The organism is Streptomyces sp. NPDC005302, from assembly GCF_040607345.1.
GTDB lineage: Bacteria > Actinomycetota > Actinomycetes > Streptomycetales > Streptomycetaceae > Streptomyces.
This window is the reverse complement of the sequence record NZ_JBEXGN010000022.1, coordinates 1-22,112: the sequence shown is the minus strand read 5'-3', so window position 1 is coordinate 22,112 and position 22,112 is coordinate 1. Positions and strand designations below refer to the sequence as shown.

25 protein-coding genes and 1 riboswitch are annotated in these 22,112 nt (G+C 71.8%); of the genes, 14 read left to right on the top strand and 11 right to left on the bottom strand.

The features are described from left to right. Nucleotides 1-140 precede the first annotated feature (140 nt). Complete coding sequence (locus ABZT74_RS27515) at nt 141-599, top strand: ATP-binding protein (RefSeq protein ID WP_355867080.1); 459 nt, start codon at nt 141-143, stop codon at nt 597-599. A gap of 123 nt (nt 600-722) precedes the next feature. On the opposite strand, the gene ABZT74_RS27510 is transcribed toward ABZT74_RS27515, so the two are convergent. Then, nucleotides 723-1,664: a LysR family transcriptional regulator gene (locus tag ABZT74_RS27510; protein WP_356438913.1), complete on the bottom strand. Its 942-nt coding sequence runs from the start codon at nt 1,662-1,664 to the stop codon at nt 723-725. A gap of 145 nt (nt 1,665-1,809) precedes the next feature. On the opposite strand from ABZT74_RS27510, the gene ABZT74_RS27505 reads away from it, so the two are divergent. After that, nucleotides 1,810-2,490 carry a LysE family translocator gene (locus ABZT74_RS27505; RefSeq protein WP_356438910.1) on the top strand — a complete coding sequence of 227 codons (681 nt, stop codon included), beginning with the start codon at nt 1,810-1,812 and terminating at the stop codon, nt 2,488-2,490. Nucleotides 2,491-2,624: 134 nt separating this feature from the next. Here the strand turns inward: ABZT74_RS27505 and ABZT74_RS27500 are convergent, their stop codons facing one another. From ABZT74_RS27500 to ABZT74_RS27490, 3 genes are all read right to left on the bottom strand, one after another. After that, a complete protein-coding gene (locus ABZT74_RS27500; protein WP_355867071.1) occupies nt 2,625-3,098 on the bottom strand; it encodes a C40 family peptidase in 474 nt (157 codons plus the stop codon). A gap of 3 nt (nt 3,099-3,101) precedes the next feature. Then, nucleotides 3,102-3,284, bottom strand: a riboswitch (cyclic di-AMP (ydaO/yuaA leader). Between the two features lie 352 nt (nt 3,285-3,636). Next, the gene (locus tag ABZT74_RS27495) at nt 3,637-3,942 is read right to left on the bottom strand and encodes a hypothetical protein (RefSeq protein WP_356438907.1); all 306 of its coding nucleotides are present in this window, start codon (nt 3,940-3,942) and stop codon (nt 3,637-3,639) included. A gap of 7 nt (nt 3,943-3,949) precedes the next feature. After that, a complete protein-coding gene (locus ABZT74_RS27490; RefSeq protein ID WP_356438904.1) occupies nt 3,950-4,198 on the bottom strand; it encodes a hypothetical protein in 249 nt (82 codons plus the stop codon). A 199-nt stretch (nt 4,199-4,397) separates the two neighbouring features. Here ABZT74_RS27490 and ABZT74_RS27485 point away from each other — a divergent pair, with 199 nt between their 5' ends. The 8 genes from ABZT74_RS27485 (at nt 4,398) to ABZT74_RS27450 (ending at nt 11,619) form a co-directional block, all read left to right on the top strand. Continuing rightward, on the top strand, nt 4,398-4,676 hold the full coding sequence (locus ABZT74_RS27485; protein WP_356167800.1) for a type II toxin-antitoxin system Phd/YefM family antitoxin: 279 nt from the start codon (nt 4,398-4,400) through the stop codon (nt 4,674-4,676). 459 nt (nt 4,677-5,135) lie between these two features. Next, nucleotides 5,136-5,438 carry an urease subunit gamma gene (locus ABZT74_RS27480; protein ID WP_081223127.1) on the top strand — a complete coding sequence of 101 codons (303 nt, stop codon included), beginning with the start codon at nt 5,136-5,138 and terminating at the stop codon, nt 5,436-5,438. Nucleotides 5,439-5,454: 16 nt separating this feature from the next. Next, nucleotides 5,455-5,766: an urease subunit beta gene (locus ABZT74_RS27475; protein ID WP_355867059.1), complete on the top strand. Its 312-nt coding sequence runs from the start codon at nt 5,455-5,457 to the stop codon at nt 5,764-5,766. Then, complete coding sequence (locus ABZT74_RS27470) at nt 5,759-7,480, top strand: urease subunit alpha (RefSeq protein ID WP_356438900.1); 1,722 nt, start codon at nt 5,759-5,761, stop codon at nt 7,478-7,480. Before ABZT74_RS27475 ends, ABZT74_RS27470 begins: the two co-directional genes overlap by 8 nt. Next, on the top strand, nt 7,480-8,154 hold the full coding sequence (locus ABZT74_RS27465) for an urease accessory UreF family protein (protein WP_356438897.1): 675 nt from the start codon (nt 7,480-7,482) through the stop codon (nt 8,152-8,154). Before ABZT74_RS27470 ends, ABZT74_RS27465 begins: the two co-directional genes overlap by 1 nt. Nucleotides 8,155-8,407: 253 nt before the next feature. Beyond that, nucleotides 8,408-9,085, top strand: coding sequence for an urease accessory protein UreG (gene ureG / locus ABZT74_RS27460; protein WP_356438894.1), 678 nt, complete (start codon nt 8,408-8,410; stop codon nt 9,083-9,085). Beyond that, complete coding sequence (locus ABZT74_RS27455) at nt 9,082-9,840, top strand: urease accessory protein UreD (RefSeq protein ID WP_356168173.1); 759 nt, start codon at nt 9,082-9,084, stop codon at nt 9,838-9,840. The genes ureG and ABZT74_RS27455 overlap by 4 nt, the downstream gene beginning before the upstream one ends. Before the next feature lie 168 nt (nt 9,841-10,008). Then, a complete protein-coding gene (locus ABZT74_RS27450) occupies nt 10,009-11,619 on the top strand; it encodes an alpha/beta hydrolase (protein ID WP_355867044.1) in 1,611 nt (536 codons plus the stop codon). 77 nt (nt 11,620-11,696) lie between these two features. Here ABZT74_RS27450 and ABZT74_RS27445 read toward each other — a convergent pair whose 3' ends face one another. From ABZT74_RS27445 to ABZT74_RS27430, 4 genes are all read right to left on the bottom strand, one after another. Continuing rightward, complete coding sequence (locus tag ABZT74_RS27445) at nt 11,697-12,419, bottom strand: lysophospholipid acyltransferase family protein (protein WP_355867041.1); 723 nt, start codon at nt 12,417-12,419, stop codon at nt 11,697-11,699. 100 nt (nt 12,420-12,519) lie between these two features. Continuing rightward, nucleotides 12,520-13,770, bottom strand: a complete 1,251-nt coding sequence (gene rocD, locus ABZT74_RS27440; protein WP_356167814.1) for an ornithine--oxo-acid transaminase — start codon at nt 13,768-13,770, stop codon at nt 12,520-12,522. Further along, the gene (gene ddaH / locus ABZT74_RS27435) at nt 13,767-14,579 is read right to left on the bottom strand and encodes a dimethylargininase (protein ID WP_355867034.1); all 813 of its coding nucleotides are present in this window, start codon (nt 14,577-14,579) and stop codon (nt 13,767-13,769) included. The genes rocD and ddaH overlap by 4 nt, the downstream gene beginning before the upstream one ends. Before the next feature lie 125 nt (nt 14,580-14,704). Beyond that, nucleotides 14,705-15,208 carry an Lrp/AsnC family transcriptional regulator gene (locus ABZT74_RS27430; protein ID WP_355867031.1) on the bottom strand — a complete coding sequence of 168 codons (504 nt, stop codon included), beginning with the start codon at nt 15,206-15,208 and terminating at the stop codon, nt 14,705-14,707. A gap of 98 nt (nt 15,209-15,306) precedes the next feature. Here ABZT74_RS27430 and ABZT74_RS27425 point away from each other — a divergent pair, with 98 nt between their 5' ends. From ABZT74_RS27425 to ABZT74_RS27410, 4 genes are read left to right on the top strand one after another with little or no spacing between them, the layout of a single operon-like run. Continuing rightward, a complete protein-coding gene (locus ABZT74_RS27425) occupies nt 15,307-16,062 on the top strand; it encodes a response regulator transcription factor (protein WP_355867028.1) in 756 nt (251 codons plus the stop codon). 10 nt (nt 16,063-16,072) lie between these two features. Then, nucleotides 16,073-16,468, top strand: coding sequence for a hypothetical protein (locus tag ABZT74_RS27420; protein ID WP_356438891.1), 396 nt, complete (start codon nt 16,073-16,075; stop codon nt 16,466-16,468). 3 nt (nt 16,469-16,471) lie between these two features. After that, nucleotides 16,472-18,184, top strand: coding sequence for a cation acetate symporter (locus ABZT74_RS27415; protein WP_356167818.1), 1,713 nt, complete (start codon nt 16,472-16,474; stop codon nt 18,182-18,184). Continuing rightward, complete coding sequence (locus ABZT74_RS27410) at nt 18,181-19,386, top strand: histidine kinase (RefSeq protein WP_355867019.1); 1,206 nt, start codon at nt 18,181-18,183, stop codon at nt 19,384-19,386. The genes ABZT74_RS27415 and ABZT74_RS27410 overlap by 4 nt, the downstream gene beginning before the upstream one ends. A gap of 36 nt (nt 19,387-19,422) precedes the next feature. Here the strand turns inward: ABZT74_RS27410 and ABZT74_RS27405 are convergent, their stop codons facing one another. The 3 genes from ABZT74_RS27405 to ABZT74_RS27395 form a co-directional block, all read right to left on the bottom strand. Further along, entirely contained in the window at nt 19,423-19,578 is a 156-nt protein-coding gene (locus ABZT74_RS27405) for a hypothetical protein (RefSeq protein WP_355867016.1), read from the bottom strand. A 114-nt stretch (nt 19,579-19,692) separates the two neighbouring features. After that, nucleotides 19,693-20,646 (bottom strand): cytochrome c oxidase assembly protein, encoded by a 954-nt coding sequence (locus ABZT74_RS27400; protein ID WP_356167821.1) that lies wholly within the window; start codon nt 20,644-20,646, stop codon nt 19,693-19,695. 138 nt (nt 20,647-20,784) lie between these two features. Next, the gene (locus ABZT74_RS27395) at nt 20,785-21,810 is read right to left on the bottom strand and encodes a 6-phosphofructokinase (RefSeq protein ID WP_355867010.1); all 1,026 of its coding nucleotides are present in this window, start codon (nt 21,808-21,810) and stop codon (nt 20,785-20,787) included. Between the last annotated feature and the right edge of the window lie 302 nt (nt 21,811-22,112).

Here is a 22,112-nt window from a genome sequence, read left to right as displayed (position 1 = left end):
CAGATATATGCATTACTCGGTGGATCGCACCCGCGACCGCCCCGGTAATGGCAGTCTGGCGCAAGCACCAGTCCGGGACCGTACTCGAACCATCCGCTCCGTGTCGGACTCCGGTCCCGTGGGAAAGGGACGACCTCGCCATGGCAGATCACCAGGAAGCAGCCGTCACTCTGCCGAGCGAAGCCGTCTCGGTTTCCGTGGCCCGTAAATTCGTCGCGGAAGTGCTGGCCGAATGGGGCCTGCCGGGCGACGCGGAAGTCGGAGACACCGTCCGCCTGATCGTGTCCGAACTGGCCACCAACGCCGTTCAGCACACCCTGGGGCAGTCGCCCACCTTCACGGTCGACGTGTGCCTCGACCGGGAGGAGCGCCTGCGGATCGGCGTCACCGACAGCCATCCGCGCTTCCCGAAGCGACTGCCCGCGGCGGTCCAGCAGGACAACGGCCGTGGCATGGTGATCATCCGCTGGCTCGCCAAAGAGTGCGGCGGCAGGCTCACCGTCCGGGCCACCCGCGAGGGCGGCAAGACGGTCGCCATCGAACTCCCCTGGACGGTACCGGTCCAGCCGGTCGCCGCCGGAGGACCGCCCGAGGCATAGGGACACCGTAGGGGCCGCATCCCCGGCCGCGAGAAGGGCAGTTGGGCGAACCCGCCTTCCGGCGCGGACGGCTCGACGCGTGCACGACGCGGGGTGCGACGGACGGCCGCGAGGCGCACGGACCTATGCGTTCGGCCCGTTGCCGTAAGGGTGTTGACGGCCGACGCGGCCGAACGCGCCGCGCAGCAGGGCACGGAACGCGTCCGCCGCGGGGGTGGTCCCGTCGGCCCGGTGGACGACCGAGATCGTGCGGCGCAGGTCGCCCGGGTCGAGCAGCCGTGTCCCCACCGGAGTCGCGGCGGTCGACGCCACCATCTCCGGCACGACCGCGACCCCGAGCCCGGCGCTGACCAGCGCGCACACCAGGGCGTAGCCCGGCGTCTCGACGAGCACGGCGGGGGTGGCGCCGGCCCGCGCGAGAGCGGCCTCCACGGCCTGCCGCGGCGGGTGGTCCGGTGCCATGCTGATCAGCGGCTGGCCCGCGAGGTCCGCGAGGGCCAGCCGTCCCGAACCGGCCGCGAGCACGTGTCCGGGAGCGGTCACCAGCACCAACTCCTCGACCAGGACCGGCTCGACGGCGACGGACGCGGGAAGCGGGACGGGCGGTGCGGGTTCGTAGGTGTGCGTGAGTGCCAGGTCCACCTCGCCGGCCGCGACCGCCGCGATCCCGTGCGGAGGTTCGTAGTCGGCGACCGCCAGCTCCACGTCCGGATGGGCCCGGCGGAACGCGCTGAGCACGGGCGGCAGCAGATGGATGCCCGCCGTCTGGAACGTGCCGAGCCGCAGTGTGCCGCCCGACAGGCCCGCCAGCCGGGCGAGTTCGTGCCGGGCCAGCTCCATCTCGTCGAGCACCCGCCGCGCCCGCGCCACCAGCAGCTCGCCGGCACCGGTGAGCCGGGTCCCGCGGTGCGAGCGCACCAGCAGTGTGGCCCCCGCCTCCCGTTCCAGCTTCGCCACCTGCTGGGAGAGCGCGGGCGGTGTGTATCCGAGCCGTTCGGCGGCGCGGGTGATGGAGCCCGCCTCGGCGACCGCCACCAGCGCGGCCAGTCGCGTCGGGTCGTACATGTGCCACTCCCTGACCCAGGGCCTCCGCCGGACCGAAGGGGAGGGGGCTCGGTACGACCTCTCCCCGAGGTATGAACGAATGCTTAAGAGGAACCCAGGATATTCGACATACCTGCTGAAGGCCCGTGCGGGTGAACCTGGAGGCATGGACGCACAGCTCTTCGCCTTCACCGGGGTCGCCGCCGGCATGGTCGCCATGCCCGGAGCCGACTTCACCGTCGTCGTACGCAACGCCCTCGTCTCGCGCCGGGCCGGAGTCGCGTGCGCCCTCGGCATCGCGGGCGGGCTGCTCCTGCACACGGCACTGGCCGTCGCCGGGGTCGCCGCGGTCCTGACCGCCGTACCGGCGCTGTTCCGGACGCTCCAGCTGCTCGGCGGCGCCTACGTGCTGTATCTGGGCCTGCGTACCCTGCACGTGCTGGGGCGGCCGTGCGGGGCCGACGGGACGGGTACGCCCTCGACGGACCGGGGGGAGGGGCCGGGAGCAGAGACGAGTGGGGCGGCGCCGGCCGGGCCGGGACCGGCCGCTCGGCCGCTGCGGCAGGGCTTCGTCACCAACGCCCTCAATCCGAAGGCGCCGATCACCTTTCTCAGCCTGCTGCCGCAGTTCGTGCCGGCGGGCAGCCCCGCGATGCCGCGGACGCTGCTCCTGGCGCTGATCGTGGTCGTGCTGGCCCTGGTGTGGTTCCCGGCGGTCGCGCTGCTCGTGGACCGGCTGGGACGGTGGCTGCGCCGGCCGCGTGCCGCACGTGCCGTGGAGGCCGTCACCGGCGGTGCGCTCACCGTGCTCGGCCTCGTGCTGCTCCTGGAGCCGCTGAGGGGCTGAGCGGGCGCTGCCGGCGAGCGGAGGGGACGGCCGACGGCCCTCCGGCGCACGGCCGTCCAGGGGCGGCGCGCCGAAGAGGCGTTCGGACCGGTGTGTTCCCCGGGCGGCGGCCCCCGCCGCCGCCCGAGGTCAGGTCAGCTGACCCGCCCGTACCAGACGCTCCGTGTCCAGATCTTCTGGAGCTTCACCACTTCCCCGGTCTTCGGGGAGTGCCAGATCTTTCCCTTCCCGGCGTAGATGCCGACGTGGTACACGCTCCGGCCCGAGTGGAAGAACACGAGGTCCCCGGCCTTGCGATGCGAGGCGGAGACGTGGTGCGTCTTGTTGTACTGCGCCGCGGCCGTTCGAGGCAGCTTCTTGCCCGCCTTCTTGAACGAGTAGAGCGTGAGCCCGGAGCAGTCGAAGCGGTGCGGTCCCGTGGCGCCGTACTTGTACGGGGCGCCGTGCTTCGAGGCCGCGACCTGGAGTGCCTTCGTCGCGGTCGTGGCCGCCTGGGCGTCAGGTGCGAGGCCAGGGACCACGAGGCTGCCGCCGACGGCGGCGATGGTGAGGGCCGAGGCCGTACCGGCCCTGGTCCACAGCGACGGGACACGATTGAGCGCAGTCATGCGCAACCCTTCGTCAGCCGCCTGTGAAGGATGACCTGTCGGATTCGGGCTGGCGAAGTTGCCCGGCCGCTGCTGCGGCTTCACCCCAAGGACCGCCCGGAATGCTGCTCCGGCGGACCGTCGTGCTGGGTCCTCCACTCCTGCCGATGCACTTCTGTCGACCGGGCATCCGGGCGGCGGCAGGACTCGGCGTCCGCCCGGACCGCCCCGCCGCTGCGGCGGGGGCTTGTCGTCGGAAGGGATCTTCACCCATGAACGACGGAAAATCCGAGCGGAACCGGTGTTTTGTGGGCTTACTCACCACTCACCCGTTCGGGTGGACACCCCTCTGTTCGAGGGGGTGTTGGGGACGCGGGCGACCCCCGCACCTGCATCGGAACCCCTCATTCCGCCTTTCTGTCCTCCGTGTTGCGCAAGTCGGAGGGGTCCGAGAAAGGACCGATTCCTACGCCATCAGGGGGTACACCATCTGGTGCGTTTGAGTCGCGGCACGGACGGTCCGGCGACGCGGCGCGCGCCGGACCCGGGTGCGAGTGCCTCAACTGCCGGTCGCGGGCGGGATCGTGACCCGGGCGGCCCGCCGCTCACCGTCCAGTACGCGCAGCGCCTGGGCCAGGGTCGGCGCGTGCACCTCGCTCTCGCCCCGCTGGTGCATGAGCGCGAGCGCGTCCCGCAGGGCCGTCGCCTCGGAGACCAGCGCCTGGGCGGCGCGCAGCCCCCGGTAGGTGTCGCCGGGGCGGGCCGGGTTGATCCGGCCGACCAGGTCGACCACGTCCAGATAGCGGTCGATCAGTTCGGCCTCCGCGCGGGTGAGCGCGGGCAGCGGAGGAAGGTCGGGGATCATCGGCCGCTCACCTCGCGCCGGGTGCGCCGGGTGCGCCGGGCGAGTCGGTGTACGGCGGGACGTTCCGGTCGGGGTCGCGGTGTTCGCGGTGCCTGAGCCGTGCCGTCACGTCGTTCGGCGACGTGCCGTCGATGGGTGCCCCGAGGGACGCGACCCGCTCGTCGAGCGGTTTCGAGCGGGGGTCCGGCCTCCGGGGTCCCGCGCCGGCGCCTTCCGTGAGATCGGGCAGGACGGGGCGGGCGGACGGGCGGTGCATGGGCACCCCTCCTCGCGGTCGATGGATCGACGACGTCTGTAAAAAATGTACAGGCCGTACGTCGCTCGGGAAGGGGGCCGATGCCGAGAGCCAAAGGGCCCTGTCGGGCGGCCGGGAGCCGTTTCGGCTGCGCTCGCGTCGCGTTCCGGAGAGATCCCGCGCTCCTGGGAACGCGGCACGACCGGTCTAGGCTGGCCCCATGGCCTACGAGATTCCGGTGACCCGAGCCAGGGCCGAGCTGGCCGAGCTGATCAACCGCGTCGTCTACGGAGGCGAGCGCGTCGTCGTGACGCGGCACGGAAAGCCTCTCGTCGCCCTCGTCTCCGCCGCGGACCTCGAACGCCTCGAAGAACTCCACGGCTCCTCCGGCGAGCGGGTGGTCGGCTCCGTGTCCGGCGTCCGTGACGTGGCGTCGGCGCCCCGTGAGCGTCGGGGCTTCGGCATCGCCGCCGAGCACCGGGGGCCCAACGCCTCCTGACCGCCCGAGGGTTGAGAGCGCTTTCGCGTCGCGAGCCGGGTGCCCCGTACTCCGGTACGGGGCACCCGGCGTTGCGGGGGTGCCCGCGCTCCCGCAGGCCGCGCTCCCGCCGTATACGGTCCGTCGCCCGCGCCCTGGTGTCGTACCCCGCGCACGCGTGCCCCGGCGGCCATGATGGCGGTGCCTGCCGTCCGTTCCCTGCCCGGAGGTGACGCGGCCGAGGCCGCGGCGCGCGCCGGGTATGCGGCCGGCCAGGTACCGGTCATGAGTGGATCAAGGACTGGTTAACGTAGTTGAAACTCCGTCCAACTAACCTGCCGATCCACGCCGCCAGGGGTTCTTGTGCCCGGATTCGCCAAGAACGCGACAAGTGTCGGTGTGTTACATCTATCTCGTCGCGATGGTTGCGGCACCCCGGGCCCCGCACGGTCCGGAGCGAGGACTGTGAGGTGGGAAGCCGTGCAACTGACCCCGCACGAGCAGGAGAGGCTGCTGATCCACGTGGCCGCCGACGTGGCCGAGAAGCGGCGGGCCCGCGGAGTGAGACTGAACCATCCGGAAGCGATCGCACTGATCACGTCGCACATCCTGGAAGGCGCCCGGGACGGACGCACCGTCGCCGAGCTGATGTCCTCCGGGCGCAAGATCCTCACCCGTGACGACGTCATGGAGGGCATCCCCGAGATGATCCACGACGTCCAGGTCGAGGCGACCTTCCCCGACGGGACCAAGCTCGTCACCGTCCACGACCCGATCGTCTGACGGGGGAGCACGCGCCATGATTCCCGGAGAGATCCTCTTCGCCGACGGGCCCGTCCGCTACAACGAGGGCCGCGAGGTCACCCGCCTGACCGTCCTGAACGCCGCCGACCGTCCCGTCCAGGTCGGCTCCCACTACCACTTCGCCGAGGCCAACCCCGGTCTGGACTTCGACCGCGCCGCCGCACGCGGCAAGCGGCTCAACGTCGCCGCCGGCACCGCCGTGCGCTTCGAGCCCGGAATCCCCGTCGACGTCGAACTCGTCCCGCTCGCCGGTGCCCGTGTGGTGCCCGGTCTGCGCGGCGAGACCGGAGGTGCCCTCGATGCCTGAGATCTCGCGCGCCCGGTACGCCGATCTGTTCGGCCCCACCACCGGCGACCGCATCCGCCTCGCCGACACCGACCTGCTGGTCGAGATCGAGGAGGACCGCTCCGGCGGTCCCGGACTCGCCGGTGACGAGGCGGTGTTCGGCGGCGGCAAGGTCATCCGCGAGTCCATGGGGCAGTCTCGCGCCACCCGCGCCGACGGCACCCCGGACACGGTCGTCACCGGGGTCGTGATCATCGACCACTGGGGGATCGTCAAGGCCGACGTCGGTATCCGCGACGGCCGGATCACCGGCATCGGCAAGGCGGGCAACCCCGACACCATGGACGGAGTCCACCCCGACCTGGTGATCGGTCCCGAGACCGAGATCATCGCGGGCAACGGGCGCATCCTGACCGCGGGCGCCATCGACGCCCACGTCCATCTGATCTGCCCGCAGATCGCCGACGAGGCGCTCGCCTCCGGCATCACCACGCTCGTCGGCGGCGGCACCGGCCCCGCCGAGGGCTCCAAGGCGACCACCGTGACGCCCGGCCCCTGGCATCTGGCCCGGATGCTGGAGGCGATGGAGGGCTATCCGCTCAACTTCGGTCTGCTCGGCAAGGGCAACACCGTCTCGCACGACGCGATGCTGTCGCAGATCCGGGGCGGCGCGCTCGGCCTGAAGATCCACGAGGACTGGGGTTCGACGCCCGCCGCGATCGACGCCGCCCTCACGGTGGCCGACCGCACGGGCATCCAGGTCGCCATCCACACCGACACGCTCAACGAGGCGGGGTTCGTCGCCGACACCCTCGCCGCGATCGGCGGACGCGGCATCCACGCCTACCACACCGAGGGCGCGGGCGGCGGGCACGCGCCGGACATCATGTCCGTGGTCTCCGAGTCGTACGTACTCCCCAGCTCGACCAACCCGACCCGGCCGTACACCGTCAACACCGCCGAGGAACATCTCGACATGTTGATGGTGTGCCATCACCTGAACCCGGCGGTGCCCGAGGACCTGGCCTTCGCCGAGTCCCGCATCCGGCCCTCGACGATCGGCGCCGAGGACATACTGCACGACCTGGGCGCCATCTCGATCATCTCGTCCGACTCCCAGGCCATGGGCCGGGTCGGGGAGGTGATCATGCGGACCTGGCAGACCGCCCACGTGATGAAGCGGCGCCGGGGCGCGCTGCCCGGGGACGGCGCCGCGGACAACCACAGGGTCCGTCGCTATGTCGCCAAATACACCATCAACCCGGCGCTCGCGCAGGGCCTCGCACGCGAGATCGGCTCCGTCGAGACCGGCAAGCTCGCCGACCTGGTGCTCTGGGAACCCGCGTTCTTCGGGGTCAAGCCGCACCTCGTCATCAAGGGCGGAATGATCGCGTACGCGCAGATGGGCGACGCCAACGCGTCGATCCCGACACCGCAGCCGATCCTGCCCCGGCCGATGTTCGGGGCGATCGGGCGGGCCCCGGCCGCCAACTCCTTCAACTTCGTGGCACCGCTCGCCATCGAGGACGGGCTGCCGGAACGTCTCTCGCTCGGCAAGCGGTTCGTGGCCATCGAGTCGACGCGGGCGGTGACCAAGGCCGACATGCGGGAGAACGACGCACGGCCCGACGTGCGGATCGACCCCGACAGCTTCGCCGTGCACATCGACGGGGAACTCGTCGAGGCGACTCCGGCCGCCGAACTGCCCATGGCCCAGCGTTACTTCCTCTTCTGATGTCCCGCGCAGCACTGCTCGTCCTGGCCGACGGCCGGTTCCCCGCCGGAGGGCACGCGCACTCCGGCGGGGCCGAGGCCGCCGTCAAGGCCGGGCGGATCACCGGAGCGGCGAGCCTGGAGGAGTTCTGCCGGGGCCGCCTGCACACGACCGGACTCGTCGCGGCCGCGCTGGCCGCGACCGCCGCGCTCGGCGGCGACCCGGTGGCCCTGGACGCCGCCGCCGACGCCCGCACCCCCTCCCTCGCGCTGCGGGGCGTCGCGCGCCGGCTGGGGCGGCAGCTCATGAGAGCCGCCCGCGCCACCTGGCCCTGCGCCGAACTCGACCAGCTGGCCAAGGAGTTCCCCAAGGGAGCCCACCAGCCGGTCGTGCTCGGCGTGGCGGCACGGGCGGCGGGACTCGGACCCGAGGACGCCGCGTACTGCTCCGTGTACGAGTGCGTCAGCGGGCCCGCGTCCGCGACGGTGCGGCTGCTCAGCCTCGACCCGTTCGACGCGACGGCCGTACTGGCCCGGCTGGCACCCGAGCTGGACGTCGTCGCGCACGCGGCGGCGAGCGCGGCACGGCGGGTCCTCGACGAAGGGGTCGAGGCACTGCCGGCGGCGTCGGCACCGATGCTGGAGATCAGCGCGGAGGCGCACGCCGCCTGGCCCGTCCGTCTCTTCGCGTCCTAGCCGGACACGGCACGCACCGGAAGGGGCACCTTCGGGACGACCACCGCCGGACACGGTCGTCCCGCCACCCCGCACCCCACCACCCCGCCCCAAGGCCCCGGTCCGTCGGGGCCGGTGCCCACCGCCACCGCGAGAGCCACCCGCACACCCGCACACCCCTCCCCGTCCTCGGCCCGGAGCGCCCGACCGGCCGAAGCCGGACCGATCGCACCGCACCGCACCGAAGCGGACCGGAAGAATCAGGAGCCCTGTCATGCATCTCGGCCACTCCCACGACGGCCCCGCCGCGATCAGCGCCGACGCCCACCGGCCCGACGGCCGACGCCGCGCCCTGCGCATCGGACTCGGAGGCCCCGTCGGATCCGGCAAGACCGCCACCGTCGCCGCGCTCTGCCGGGCCCTGCGCGACGAACTGTCCCTCGCCGTCGTCACGAACGACATCTACACCCGCGAGGACGCCGAGTTCCTGCTGCGGGAGGCGGTCCTGCCGCCGGAACGGATCACCGCCGTGGAGACGGGGGCCTGCCCGCACACCGCCATCCGGGACGACATCTCCGCGAACCTCGAAGCGGTCGAGGACCTGGAGGACGAGGCCGGGCCGCTGGATCTGATCCTCGTGGAGTCCGGCGGCGACAACCTCACGGCGACCTTCTCCCGGGGACTCGTCGACGCCCAGATCTTCGTGATCGACGTCGCGGGCGGGGACGACATCCCGCGCAAGGGCGGACCGGGCGTCACCACCGCCGACCTGCTCGTGGTGAACAAGACCGACCTGGCCCTCTACGTCGGGTCCGACCTCGGACGCATGGCCGCCGACGCCAAGGCGCAGCGCGACGAACTTCCCGTGGTCTTCCAGTCGTTGCGGACCGAGGCCGGGGTCGCGGACGTCGCCGGCTGGGTGCGCGGCCGGCTCGCCGCGTGGACGGCGTGACCACCCAGGGCGTGCGCGCCACCGCACGGATCGAGGCCCGGGCCGACGGACGGGGCGGGACGTCACTGCCCGTGCTCGACGGCGAGGGGCCGCTCGCCCTGCGCCGCACCCGCGGCAGCGGAACCGAGGCGCGGGTGACGCTCGTCGGCGCGATGAGCGGACCGCTCGGCGGCGACCACCTCACCGTGGAGGCGCGGGTCGGCCCGGACGCGCACCTGCACGTCGGATCGGCCGCCGCCACCATCGCCCTGCCCGGACAGGCCAAGGGCGAGGCACGCTACGACGTGCGCCTCGACGTCGACGGGGACGGTGAACTGCGTTGGCTGCCCGAGCAGTTGATCTCCGCCGGCGGCAGCGAGCTGTCCGTCACCTCGCGCATCGAACTGCGGCGCGGCGCCCGGCTCGTCTTCCGGGAGGAGCAGGTCCTCGGCCGGGTGGCCGAGAACCCGGGACGCCTCACCAGCCGGCTCACCGTGCGCCACGACGGACGGACCCTGCTGGACCAGGAACTGGCGTGCGGCCCCGGCGCGCCGGGCGGCTGGGACGGGCCCGCCGTCCTCGCGGGACGCCGGGCTCTCGGCCAGCTCGTCGTCGTACGGCCGGAGTTCGAGGAGGAACCGCCGCCGGCGCGGATGCTGGGGGAGTACGCCGCACTCACCCCGCTCGCCGGGCCCGCCGTCCTCGTCACCGCGCTGGCCCCCGACGCCCTGCTGCTGCGACGGATCATGGACGAGGCGCTGCGCGACCTCACGTAGCGTCAGGAACCGCTGGACAAAGGCGGGTTCACCGGAGGCTCACCGCTCAACGGAGCACGGCGTACCGGCTATCGGAATGGTAAAGAACGCCGGTCACATCTGTTCTCAGGGACCTCACAGCCGCAAGGATCCCCGTACCAATCGCAACGATGTACGGGGAGGTCCCACTTGAGGTCCAAGAGAACCTCGAAGCGGGTGACGGCGTTCGGTTCGGCCGGCGTGCTCGTCACGGCGACCCTGATAGCCGGAGCCGTGGCGGCCCCGTCGGCCACCGCCGACTCGCGTCACGGCTGGAGCCACGGGCAGAGCCGCGAGCAGCGCGGTGCCGCCGTCGCCGCGGACCGGGCCGCCAAGGCGGGGATCGACTGGCAGGACTGCCCGGCCGACTGGGGCTTCGTGAAGCCCATCCAGTGCGGCTGGGTCAGCGTGCCGCTGGACTACGCCCACCCGCACGGCAAGCAGATCAAGCTCGCCGTCGACCGGATCGGCAGCACCGGGACGAAGGAGGAGCGCCAGGGCGCCCTCGTCTACAACCCGGGCGGCCCCGGCGGCTCCGGCATGCGCTTCCCGACCCGGGTCACCGGCAAGAACCCGCTGTGGGTGAACACCTCCAAGGCCTACGACTTCGTGGGCTTCGACCCCCGCGGTGTCGGCCACTCCGCCCCGATCTCCTGCATCGACCCGCAGGAGTTCGTGAAGGCGCCCAAGGCGGACCCGGTCCCGGACAGCGAGGCGGACAAGCGCGCCCAGCGCAAGCTGGCCGCCGAGTACGCCGACGGCTGTGCCGAGCGCAGCGGCAAGGCCGTGCTGCGGCAGATGACCACGCCCAACACCGCCCGCGACCTGGACGTCATCCGCGCCGCGCTCGGCGAGAAGAAGCTCAACTACCTCGGCGTCTCGTACGGCACCTACCTCGGCGCCGTCTACGGCACCCTCTTCCCGGGCCACGTGCGCCGCATGGTCGTCGACAGCGTCGTCAACCCCGCGCGCGAGAACATCTGGTACGAGGCCAACCTGGGCCAGGACGTGGCCTTCGAGGGCCGCTGGAAGGACTGGGAGGACTGGGTCGCCAAGAACGACGCCGCCTTCCATCTCGGCGACACCCGCGCCAAGGTCCAGGACCAGTGGCTGAAGCTGCGCGCCGCCGCGAAGAAGAGCCCGCTGGGCGGCGTCGTCGGCCCCGCCGAGCTGATCTCCTTCTTCCAGAGCGCCCCGTACTACGACTCCTCGTGGGTGCCGATCGCCACGGTGTTCAGCAAGTACGTCGCCGGTGACACCCAGGCGATCGTGGACGCCGCGGCGCCCGACCTGTCCGACACCGCGGGCAACGCCTCCGCGGAGAACGGCAACGCCGTCTACACGGCCGTCGAGTGCACCGACGCCAAGTGGCCGACCAGCTGGCAGAAGTGGGACCGGGACAACTCCCGGCTGCACAAGGACTACCCGTTCATGACGTGGGCCAACGCGTGGATGAACCTGCCGTGCGCCACCTGGCCGGTCAAGCAGCAGACGCCGGTTGACGTGAAGACCGGCAAGGGCCTGCCGGCCGTCCTGATCGTGCAGTCCACCAACGACGCCGCCACGCCGTACGCGGGTGCCGTCGAACTGCACAAGCGCTTCAAGGGCTCCCGGCTCATCACCGAGAAGGGCGCCGGTTCGCACGGTGTGACCGGTCTGCTCAACCCCTGCATCAACGGGCGGGTGGACTCCTACCTGCTCACCGGGAAGACGGACGCGGCCGACGTGACGTGCACGCCGCACGCCACTCCTCAGCCGTAGTACCCGCGACACGAGGGGGCGGCCGGTTCCGACCGGCCGCCCCCTTCACGTTCTTCCCGTCCGGTCGCCCGCGCGGCTCAGCCCGACGGCGTGCGCCGGAACGGGCGCCGCGACTCCGCCTTCCTGGCCTCCTCCTTCTTGACGTCGGCCGCGTACCGGTCGACGTACTCCTGCTCGGAGAGAGTGAGGATGGCGTACATGATCTCGTCGGTGATGGCGCGCAGGACCGTCTTCTCGTTCTCCATCCCGGCGTAGCGCGAGAAGTCGAGGGGCTCGCCGAAGCGGATCGACACCGGGTGGATCCGCGGAAGCTTCCGGCCCGGGGGCTGGGCCTCGAACGTGCCGATCATCGCGCAGGGGATCACGGGTGCCTGGGCGCGCAGCGCCATCACCGCGACGCCGACCTTGCCCTTGTAGAGGCGGCCGTCGTGTGAGCGGGTGCCCTCCGGGTAGATGCCGAGGAGTTCGTCCTTGGTCAGGACGCCGAGGCCCTCGCGGATCGCGGCCTGCCCGGCCTCCTTGCCGGAGCGGTCGACCGGGATCTGCCCCGCGCTGCGGAAGAACGCGGCCGTCAGCCGGCCCTTGATCCCCGGACCGGTGAAGTACTCGGCCTTCGCGAGGAAGGTGATCCGGCGCTTCAGGATCGCCGGCATCAGGAAGTGGTCCGAGAAGGACAGATGATTGCCGGCCACGATGGCCGCGCCCGACGACGGTACGTGCTCGAGGCCCTCGATCCGAGGCCGGAAGACCAGTCTCAACAGCGGACCAAGAAGTACGTACTTGAGCACGTAATAGAACACTGGAGCGCTCCTCATTTCCCCGGGGGAGCGATCAGTGTAGGCACGGCCGTCGCCGGGCGTAACCGTTCCGGAGTCACCCTCTGTGGCCCCTTGGCCGGTATCAGACCCCTTGCGTCAGAACCTTCTCCAGGGCCCCGAGAGCCGTCCCGAGTTCCTCCTCCGTGATGGTGAGAGGGGGTGCCAGACGGATGGTCGAGCCGTGTGTGTCCTTGACGAGGATTCCCTCGCCCATCAGCGCCTGGCTGATCTCACGGCCCGTGCCGAGGGACGGGTCGATGTCGACGCCGGCCCACAGACCGCGCGAGCGGAAGCCCACGACACCTTGGCCCACCAGCGTCGTCAGGCCGTCCCGCAGGAGGACGCCCAGCGCGGCGGCCCGGCGCTGGTAGGCCCCGGTCCGCAGCAGGCCGACGACCGCGGAACCGACCGCGGCGGCGAGCGGATTGCCGCCGAACGTGGAGCCGTGCTCACCCGGACGGAGCACCTCCATCACGTCCCGGCGCCCGACGACCGCGGAAACGGGCACGATGCCGCCGCCCAGAGCCTTCCCGAGGAGCAGCAGGTCCGGGACGACGGACTCGTGGTCCACCGCCAGAGTGGTGCCCGTGCGCCCGAGGCCCGACTGGATCTCGTCCGCGACGAACAGGCAGCCGGTGCGACGGGTCAGCTCCCGGACGCCGGCGAGATAGCCGTCGTCCGGGATGACCACGCCCGCCTCGCCCTGGATCGGCTCCAGGAGCACCGCGGCCGTGGTCTCGTCGATCGCCGCCTCCAGCGCGGCCAGGTCGTTGTACGGCACGACCCGGAAACCGGGCGTGAAGGGACCGAAGCCGGCCCGCGCCGTCTCGTCCGTCGAGAAGCTGACGATGGTCGTCGTCCGGCCGTGGAAGTTGTCGGCGGCCACCACGATCGTCGCCCGGCCGGGCTCGACGCCCTTCACCTCGTACGCCCACTTGCGCGCCACCTTGATGGCGCTCTCCACCGCCTCCGCGCCGGTGTTCATCGGCAGGACCATGTCCAGGCCGGTCAACTCGGCCAGGGACTCGGCGAACCCGGCCAGCCGGTCGTTGTGGAACGCCCGTGAGGTGAGGGTGAGCCGGTCGAGCTGGCGGTGCGCCGCCTCGATCAGCACCGGGTTGCGGTGGCCGAAGTTGAGGGCGGAGTAGCCGGCCAGCATGTCGAGGTAGCGGCGGCCCTCGACGTCCTCGACCCAGCTGCCCTCGGCCTGCGCGACGACCACGGGCAGCGGATGGTAGTTGTGCGCCAGAACGGGCGCCTCGGCGCGGATCAGCTCGGCGGAGCCGCGCGGCGCGTCGACGGCGGGGGTACTCACACGGGCGGGAGCGGTCATGAACGGATCTCCTGAGTGCAGCACTTGATGCCGCCGCCGGCCTTCTGGAACTCCGAGAGGTCGACGGGGACGGGAACGTAACCGTGCCGGTCGAGCTGACCGGCCAGGGCCTCGGCGCGCGGCGCGATGAAGACGTGACGGCCGTCGGACACGGAGTTGAGGCCGAAGGCGAAGGCGTCCTCACGGGTCGCGACCACCGCGTCCGGGAACAGCCGGGCCAGCACCTCACGGCTGCCGGGCGAGAAGGCCTCCGGGTAGTAGGCGATGTTCTCGTCGTCCAGGACGAACAGGGCGGTGTCGAGGTGGTAGAACCGCGGGTCCGTCAGACGCAGCGTGATCACCGGTACGCCGAAGAACTCCTGGACCTCGCGATGGGCCTCGGGCGTCGTACGGAAGCCGGTGCCCGCCAGGACGTAGTGGCGTGTCGGGACGAGGTCGCCCTCGCCCTCGCAGACCGCCTCGGGACGGTAGACGTCGAACCCGGCCGTCTTGAACCAGGTGTCGTACGCGGTGGACTCCGGGCGCCGCTCCGGCGCGTGGAAGTACGAGCCGAAGACCCGGCCCGCGATGACGAGCGCGGAGTTCGCGGCGAAGACCATGTCGGGCAGGCCGGCGACCGGCTCGACGGAGTCGACGGAGTGTCCGTGCGCGCGGTAGGCGCCGATCAGCGCCTTCCACTGGTCGCGCGCGAGATCCACATCCACGGGGGTGTCGGGATGCATCCAGGGATTGATCGCGTACTGGACGGCGAAGTGTCTGGGTTCGCAGACGAGAAAGCGCCGGGGGCGCGGCACACGGCTGTCGGGCACAGAGGGGTCCCTCCGCTTCCTGCGGTGTCGGCTGGGTGGATACCTCAACGGTAGGAAACGGGGGATACGGGCGACAAGCGACGAGAGCTGCTTATACGCGCAGCATCGCTGCGTGATCGACTGGGTCAGCGCACGTTTCCTGCGTCGTCGGGGGCCGCATGGGTCGCCCCCGCCTCCGGAGCCTCCGGTAGCAGATGGGACAGCACCATGTAGCTGACCGTCTTCCGGATGAACGGTTCCACCCGGATGCGCTCCAGCACCTCCTCGAAGTGCTCCACGTCCACGGCCCGCACATGCAGCAGCGCGTCGGCGCCCCCGGTCACCGTCATCGCCGCGGTGATCTCCGGATGGTTGCGCACCACCTCCGCGAGCCGCCGCGGCGGGGCCGCCCCCTCGCAGTACACCTCGACGTACGCCTCCGTGCGCCAGCCGAGCGCGACCGGCTTCACCGTGGCGGTGAACCCGGTGATCACGCCCGTCTCGCGCAGCCGGTCGACCCGGCGTTTGACCGCCGTGGCGGACAGCCCGATGGCCGCGCCGATCTCCGCGAAGCTCGTCCGGGCGTTGGCCATCAGAGCGGTGATGATCTTGCGGTCCAGCTCGTCGAACATCGCGGGCTTGCTGTTCATGGCGGCACTGTATCCAGCGGCGGCCGCCACCCCGCCGGGTACGACGGCCATGTCCCGCACATGTCCAGCCGCACGAATCGCTCTTACACTCCACTCTCATGCTGCGCGCCCTCGCCGTCGACGACGAACAACCCTCCCTGGAGGAACTCCTGTATCTCCTGAACGCCGATCCCCGGATCGGCAGCGCCGAGGGAGCAGGCGACGCGACCGAGGCGCTGCGCCGCATCAACCGCGCCCTGGAGTCCGGACCGGGCGGGCCGGAGGCGATCGACGTCGTCTTCCTCGACATCCACATGCCGGGCCTCGACGGACTCGACCTGGCCCGGCTGCTCGGCGGGTTCGCGCAGCCGCCGCTCGTCGTGTTCGTGACCGCCCACGAGGGATTCGCCGTCCAGGCTTTCGACCTCAAGGCCGTCGACTACGTCCTCAAGCCCGTACGGCGCGAACGGCTCGCCGAGGCGATCCGCCGCGCGGCCCAACTCCGGGACACCGCACCACGGATCCCCGTCCACGAGCCCGACCCCGACCACATCTCCGTCGAACTCGGCGGCGTCACCCGCTTCGTGGCCGTCGAGGACATCACCCACGTCGAGGCCCACGGCGACTACGCCCGGCTGCACACCGCGCAGGGCAGCCATCTGGTGCGCATTCCGCTGTCCACCCTCGAAGAGCGCTGGCGCTCCCGCGGCTTCGTCCGCATCCACCGCCGCCACCTCGTCGCCCTGCGCCACATAGCCGAACTCCGGCTGGACGCGGGCACCGTCAGCGTCCTCGTCGACTCCGTCGAACTCCAGGTCAGCCGCCGCCACGCGCGACAACTGCGCGACCTGCTGCTGCGCCGGACCACGAGCTGAGGAGGACGGCGTGCCGCAGGACCCCGCCGAACGCCGTGTGGTCGTCACCGGAGCACCCCGGCGAACCCTCCCGTCCGCCCGCCTCCGCTCGCGCGGACGGCACCCGCACGGGTCCGGCTCCTACCGGCCACGAACCGAGATCGACGAACAGACCACCCTCGGCCACACCTACGTCCGCTCCCTCATGCGCAGCCAACTCCGCGTAGCTCTCGCCGTGTTCACCGTCCTCGTCCTGCTCGTCGCCCCGCTGCCGCTGTTCTTCGCCGCGATGCCGGACCGCGCCGGACTGGAATGGGCCGTCCTCGGCTTCTGCGTCTACCCTCCCCTGGTGCTGCTCGCCCGCTGGTACATCCGCCGGGCCGAACGCAACGAGCGCGACTTCGTGCGGCTCGTCGAGGACCGCTGACCCGTGAACCAGAACTACGCCGTCCCCGCGGTCGCCCTGGTCGTCGTCGCGACCGTCCTGGTCGGAGCGTTCGGCCTGCGCATCTCCCGGACCACCTCCGACTTCTACGTCGCCTCACGCACCGTCGGCCCCCGCCTCAACGCCGCCGCGATCAGCGGCGAGTATCTCTCCGCCGCGTCCTTCCTCGGCATCGCCGGCCTGGTCCTCGTCCAGGGACCCGACATGCTCTGGTACCCCGTCGGCTACACCGCCGGCTATCTCGTGCTGCTCCTGTTCGTCGCGGCGCCGCTGCGCCGCTCCGGCGCCTACACACTGCCCGACTTCGCGGAGGCACGGCTCGGTTCACAGGCGGTCCGACGGCTCGCCGGCGCCTTCGTCGTCGGCGTCGGCTGGCTGTACCTGCTGCCCCAACTCCAGGGCGCGGGGCTGACACTGGCCGTCATGACGGACGCGCCCGACTGGTTCGGCGGCGTCCTCGTCGCCGTCGTCGTGGTCGCCACCGTCGCCGCGGGCGGCATGCGCAGCATCACCTTCGTGCAGGCCTTCCAGTACTGGCTCAAGCTCACCGCCCTGCTCGTCCCGGCGCTCTTCCTCGTCCTCGCCTGGCAGTCCCACGGCGCGCCCCGCCACGCCTTCGACGAACCGCCGGCCTTCCGCGAGCAGCGTCTCGTCCGGATCGACGACACCCTCGACCTGAAGCTGTCCCGGACGCTCACCGTCACCGCGACCGGCACCGTGGACGGCCGCCGCTACGACGCCGCGCGACTGCGCCTCCCGCCCGGCACCCACCACGTCGAACGGGGCACCCGGCTGACCTTCGGCCGCGGCGACCCGGTCCCCGCGGCCGACCGCGGCACCAACGGCGGCATGTCGACCTCCCTCGCCGCCGGACGCGAGGAGCGCCCCCTCTACGCGACCTACGGCCTGATCCTCGCCACCTTCCTCGGCACCATGGGCCTGCCCCACGTCGTCGTCCGCTTCTACACCAGCCCGCACGGCGTCGCCGCCCGCCGCACCACCGTCGCCGTGCTCGGACTCATCGGCGCCTTCTACCTCCTCCCGCCCGTCTACGGAGCACTCGGCCGGCTGTACACCCCGGAACTGAGCCTCAGCGGCGACGCGGACGCCGCCGTGCTCCTGCTGCCCGACCGGATGATCGGCGGAGCCGGCGGGAACCTGCTGGGCGCCCTCGTCGCGGGCGGAGCCTTCGCCGCGTTCCTGTCCACGGCCTCCGGACTGACGATGGCGGTCGCCGGAGTGCTCACCCAGGACGTGCTGCCCTCCCGCGGCGTCCGGCACTTCCGGCTCGGCACCGTCCTCGCGATGGCCGTACCGCTCGCCGCGAGCGTGCTGGTCGGCGGGCTGCCCGTCGCCGACGCGGTCGGGCTCGCGTTCGCCGTGTCCGCGTCCTCGTTCTGCCCGCTGCTCGTCCTCGGCATCTGGTGGCGCCGGCTCACCCCGCCCGGGGCCGCCGCCGGGATGCTCGTCGGCGGCGGCGCGGCCCTCGTCGCCGTCGCGGCCACCATGGCCGGCTATCCGCGCACCGGCCCGCTGCACGCCCTGCTCGCCTGGCCGGCCCTCTGGTCCGTGCCGCTCGGCTTCGTCACCATGCTGCTCGTGTCCCTGGCCACCGCCACCCGCGTACCGGCGGGGACGGCCGCGATCCTCGCCCGCTTCCACCTCCCGGAGGAACTCACCGAGGCGGCGGGCCGGTGAGCGGGTTCCTCGCCGGCCTCTGCGTCGCCGCACTGCCGCTGCTCGCCGCCGGGTTCTGGCTCGGCAGGCGCACCGCGCGCCCGCAGACCCTCGGCGGCCTCGGCACGCCCGTCGAGCACGCCACCTTCCAGACCCTGCACACCGCCTCGCTCGCCGCGCCCCCGCTGCGCGCCGGTCTCACCGAGGAGACCGCCCGCCGCTCCGCGCGGCGGCTGCGCACCCTGCTCGGCACCGACGCGCTCTGCCTCACCGACCAGGAGACGGTCCTCGCCTGGGACGGTGTCGGCTCCCACCACCGAGCCGAGATCATGGAACGGCTCGGCGGCCCGCTGGACACCGGCCGCGGCGAGGCCTTCCGGCTGCACTGCGAGGAGCCCTCCTGCACGCTGCGCTGGGCCGTCGTCGCCCCGCTCACCGTCGAGGAACGGGTCCACGGAGCGCTCGTCGCCTGCGCGCCCCGGGAGTCCGCCGTCCTGGTGCGCGCGGCCGGCGAGGTGGCGCGCTGGGTCTCCGTCCAACTGGAACTGGCCGACCTCGACCAGTCCCGGACCCGGCTGATCGAGGCCGAGATCAAGGCCCTGCGCGCCCAGATATCCCCGCACTTCATCTTCAACTCGCTCGCGGTGATCGCCTCGTTCGTCCGCACCGACCCGGAGCGCGCGCGTGAACTCCTGCTGGAGTTCGCCGACTTCACCCGCTACTCGTTCCGCAGGCACGGCGACTTCACCACCCTCGCGGACGAACTCCACGCCATCGACCACTACCTGGCGCTCGTCCGGGCCCGCTTCGGCGAGCGGCTCTCCGTCACCCTGCAGATCGCGCCCGAGGTGCTGCCGGTCGCGCTGCCCTTCCTCTGCCTCCAGCCACTGGTGGAGAACGCCGTCAAGCACGGTCTGGAGGGCAAGACCGACAAGAGCCACATCAGCATCACGGCCCAGGACGCGGGAGCCGAGGCCCTCGTCGTCATCGAGGACAACGGAGTCGGCATGGACCCCGACCGGCTGCGCCGCATCCTGTCAGGCGAGGTCAGCCCCTCCGGCGGGATCGGCCTGTCCAACGTCGACGAGCGGCTGCGCCAGGTCTACGGCGACGACCACGGCCTCGTCATCGAGACCGCCGCCGGCGCGGGCATGAAGATCACCGCCCGGCTGCCCAAGTACCAGCCGGGCGTCCACTCGGCGGCCCGGCGCCCCCGGCAGTGACCGGGTCGCACAAAGGCCGGGCCCCGCGCGCCGCGGTCAGGCGTGCGAGACCACCATCCCCAGCGTGATCAGACCGAGCACGACCCAGCCGAACCACAGCCAGCCGTTGCTGCCCAGCGCCACCGTGTAGGCCGTCACCATGACGAGCCCGCCCACGGTGAGCACCCCCATCGTCTTCGTCGAACCGGGCATCGCGACACCCTCCTCCAGGCGGGCCCGCAGCGCGGACCGTGGCCTTTGGGGCCATTTTCACCCGGAGGGACGCAGTTCGCCAGGGGCGGGGCGACTTCCCGCGCCCCACGCCGGTCAGCGACTGCGTGCGTCGAGCGAGGCCAGATAGGCGTTGTACGCCTCCAGCTCCTTGTCACCGTCGCGGTCCGCCGCCCGGTCCTGGCGCTTGGCCTGCCGCTGCTCGGAGCCGTACCACTGGAAGAGCAGCGCGAGCAGGACGAGGACGGAGGGGATCTCACTGAACGCCCAGGCGATGCCGCCCGCGGCGGTCTGGTCGGCGAGCGCGTCGATGCCGAGGGACGCGGGCGGGTTCTTGTAGGTCTCGACCATCGGCTGCGAGGCCATCATCAGCGCGATGCCGAAGAACGCGTGGAACGGCATGCCCGCGAACAGCTCCAGCATCCGCAGCAGATAGCCCGGCCGGTGCGGGCCCGGGTCCACGCCCATGATCGGCCAGAAGAACACCAGCCCGACGGCGAGGAAGTGGCACATCATCGCGATGTGGCCCGTCCTGGAGCCCATCAGGAAGTCGAAGATCGGGGAGAAGTACAGCGCGTACAGGCTCGCGATGAACAGCGGGATGGTGAACGCCGGGTGGGTGATGATCCGCATGAACCTGCTGTGCAGGAACATCAGCAGCAGTTCACGCGGCCCCTTGCTGCCCCGCTTCGCCGCCACCGGCAGGGCCCGCAGGGCGAGGGTGATCGGCGCGCCGAGCAGGATCAGGATCGGGGACAGCATGCTGATGACCATGTGCTGCACCATGTGCACGCTGAACATGACCATGCCGTAGTCGTTCAGCCGGGTGCACATCATGAGCAGCACGGTCAGCACGCCGATGACGAAGGAGACGGTCCGGCCCCACGACCAGCTGTCGCCGCGCCGTGCGAGCCGCACCACGCCCCAGCCGTACAGTCCGAGCCCGAGCAGACACGCGACGAGGAAGAACGGGTCCGGGGACCACGTGAGCCCTCGTCCCAGCGTGAACGGCGGCAGATCCATGGTCATGCCGTGCCCGCTGTGATCCATCCACCGGCTCCTGTTTCTGGGGGTGCCTCCCGGGCCCTTTTAAGGCACTGAGGGAGGGTTGTGCGCTGTCTGTCCGCACCAGACTAGAACTGCCCCCGGCCGCACTCGCGACCGGGGGCAGTTCCAGATGTGAACGTCTCAGAGCACGCACTCCGCCTCGGCGTAGCGCTCGTCCGGGACCGTCTTGAGGGTCTCCACCGCCTCCGCGAGCGACACCATCACGATGTCGGTCCCGCGCAGCGCGGTCATGTTCCCGAACTCGCCGCGGTGCACGGCCTCCACGGCGTGCCAGCCGAACCGGGTCGCGAGGACACGGTCGTACGCCGTCGGTGTGCCGCCGCGCTGCACGTGTCCGAGGATGACCGGCCGGGCCTCCTTGCCGAGGCGCTCCTCCAGCTCGATGGAGAGCTGCCGGGCGATGCCCGCGAAACGCTCGTGGCCGTAGACGTCCTTGCCGCCCTCGTCGTACGCCATGGAGCCCTCGCGGGGCTTGGCGCCCTCTGCGGCGACGACGATGGCGAAGCGCTTGCCGGCCGCGAAACGTTCGCCGACCTTCGCGGCCAGCTCCTCGATGTCGAAGGGCCGCTCCGGTACGACGATGGCGTGCGCCCCCGCCGCCATTCCGGAGTGCAGCGCGATCCAGCCGGTGTGGCGGCCCATGACCTCCACGATCAGCACGCGCTGGTGCGACTCGGCGGTGGTCTTCAGGCGGTCGAGGGCCTCGGTCGCGACACCGACGGCGGTGTCGAAACCGAAGGTGACGTCCGTGACCGCGATGTCGTTGTCGATGGTCTTGGGCACGCCGACGATCGGCAGGCCGGCGTCCGACAGCAGGCGGGCGGCCTTGAGCGTGCCCTCGCCGCCGATCGGGATGATCGCGTCGAGCCCGAGCTCCTCGACGTGGCCACGGGCCCGCTCCACACCGTCACGCAGATGGGCGGGCTGGACCCGGGAGGAGCCGAGCATGGTGCCGCCGCGGGCCAGGATGCCGCTCACCGCGTCGAGGTCGAGCTTGAGGTAGTCGCACTCCAGCAGTCCCTTCCAGCCGTCGCGGAAGCCGATGACCTCGTCGCCGTGGTCGACGACGGCACGGTGTACGACGGACCGGATGACGGCGTTCAGGCCGGGGCAGTCGCCGCCGGACGTGAGGACACCAATGCGCATAGCCCGAAATACCTTCTCAACGTGGGCCGGGGACCGGACCACGTTGTCCGGCAGGAACCCGGCCACCCTACCGGCGGGAGGGGGCGGAACCGCACCGTGCGTCCGCCAGCTGGACGAGCCCGCTCACCTGTGCGGAACCGGTGCCAGACGGGCCCCGGGGCGGGCGCCGGCTCCGCACCCCCGGAAACGCCGAGAGGAACCGTTCCTCCCCGGAACGGTTCCTCTCGGCCGGGCCCCCGGGGGGGGGGGCGGGGTGGCGAGGCCGGCGGGGGGGGCGCGGGGATGCGCACGGAGCGCCGCGC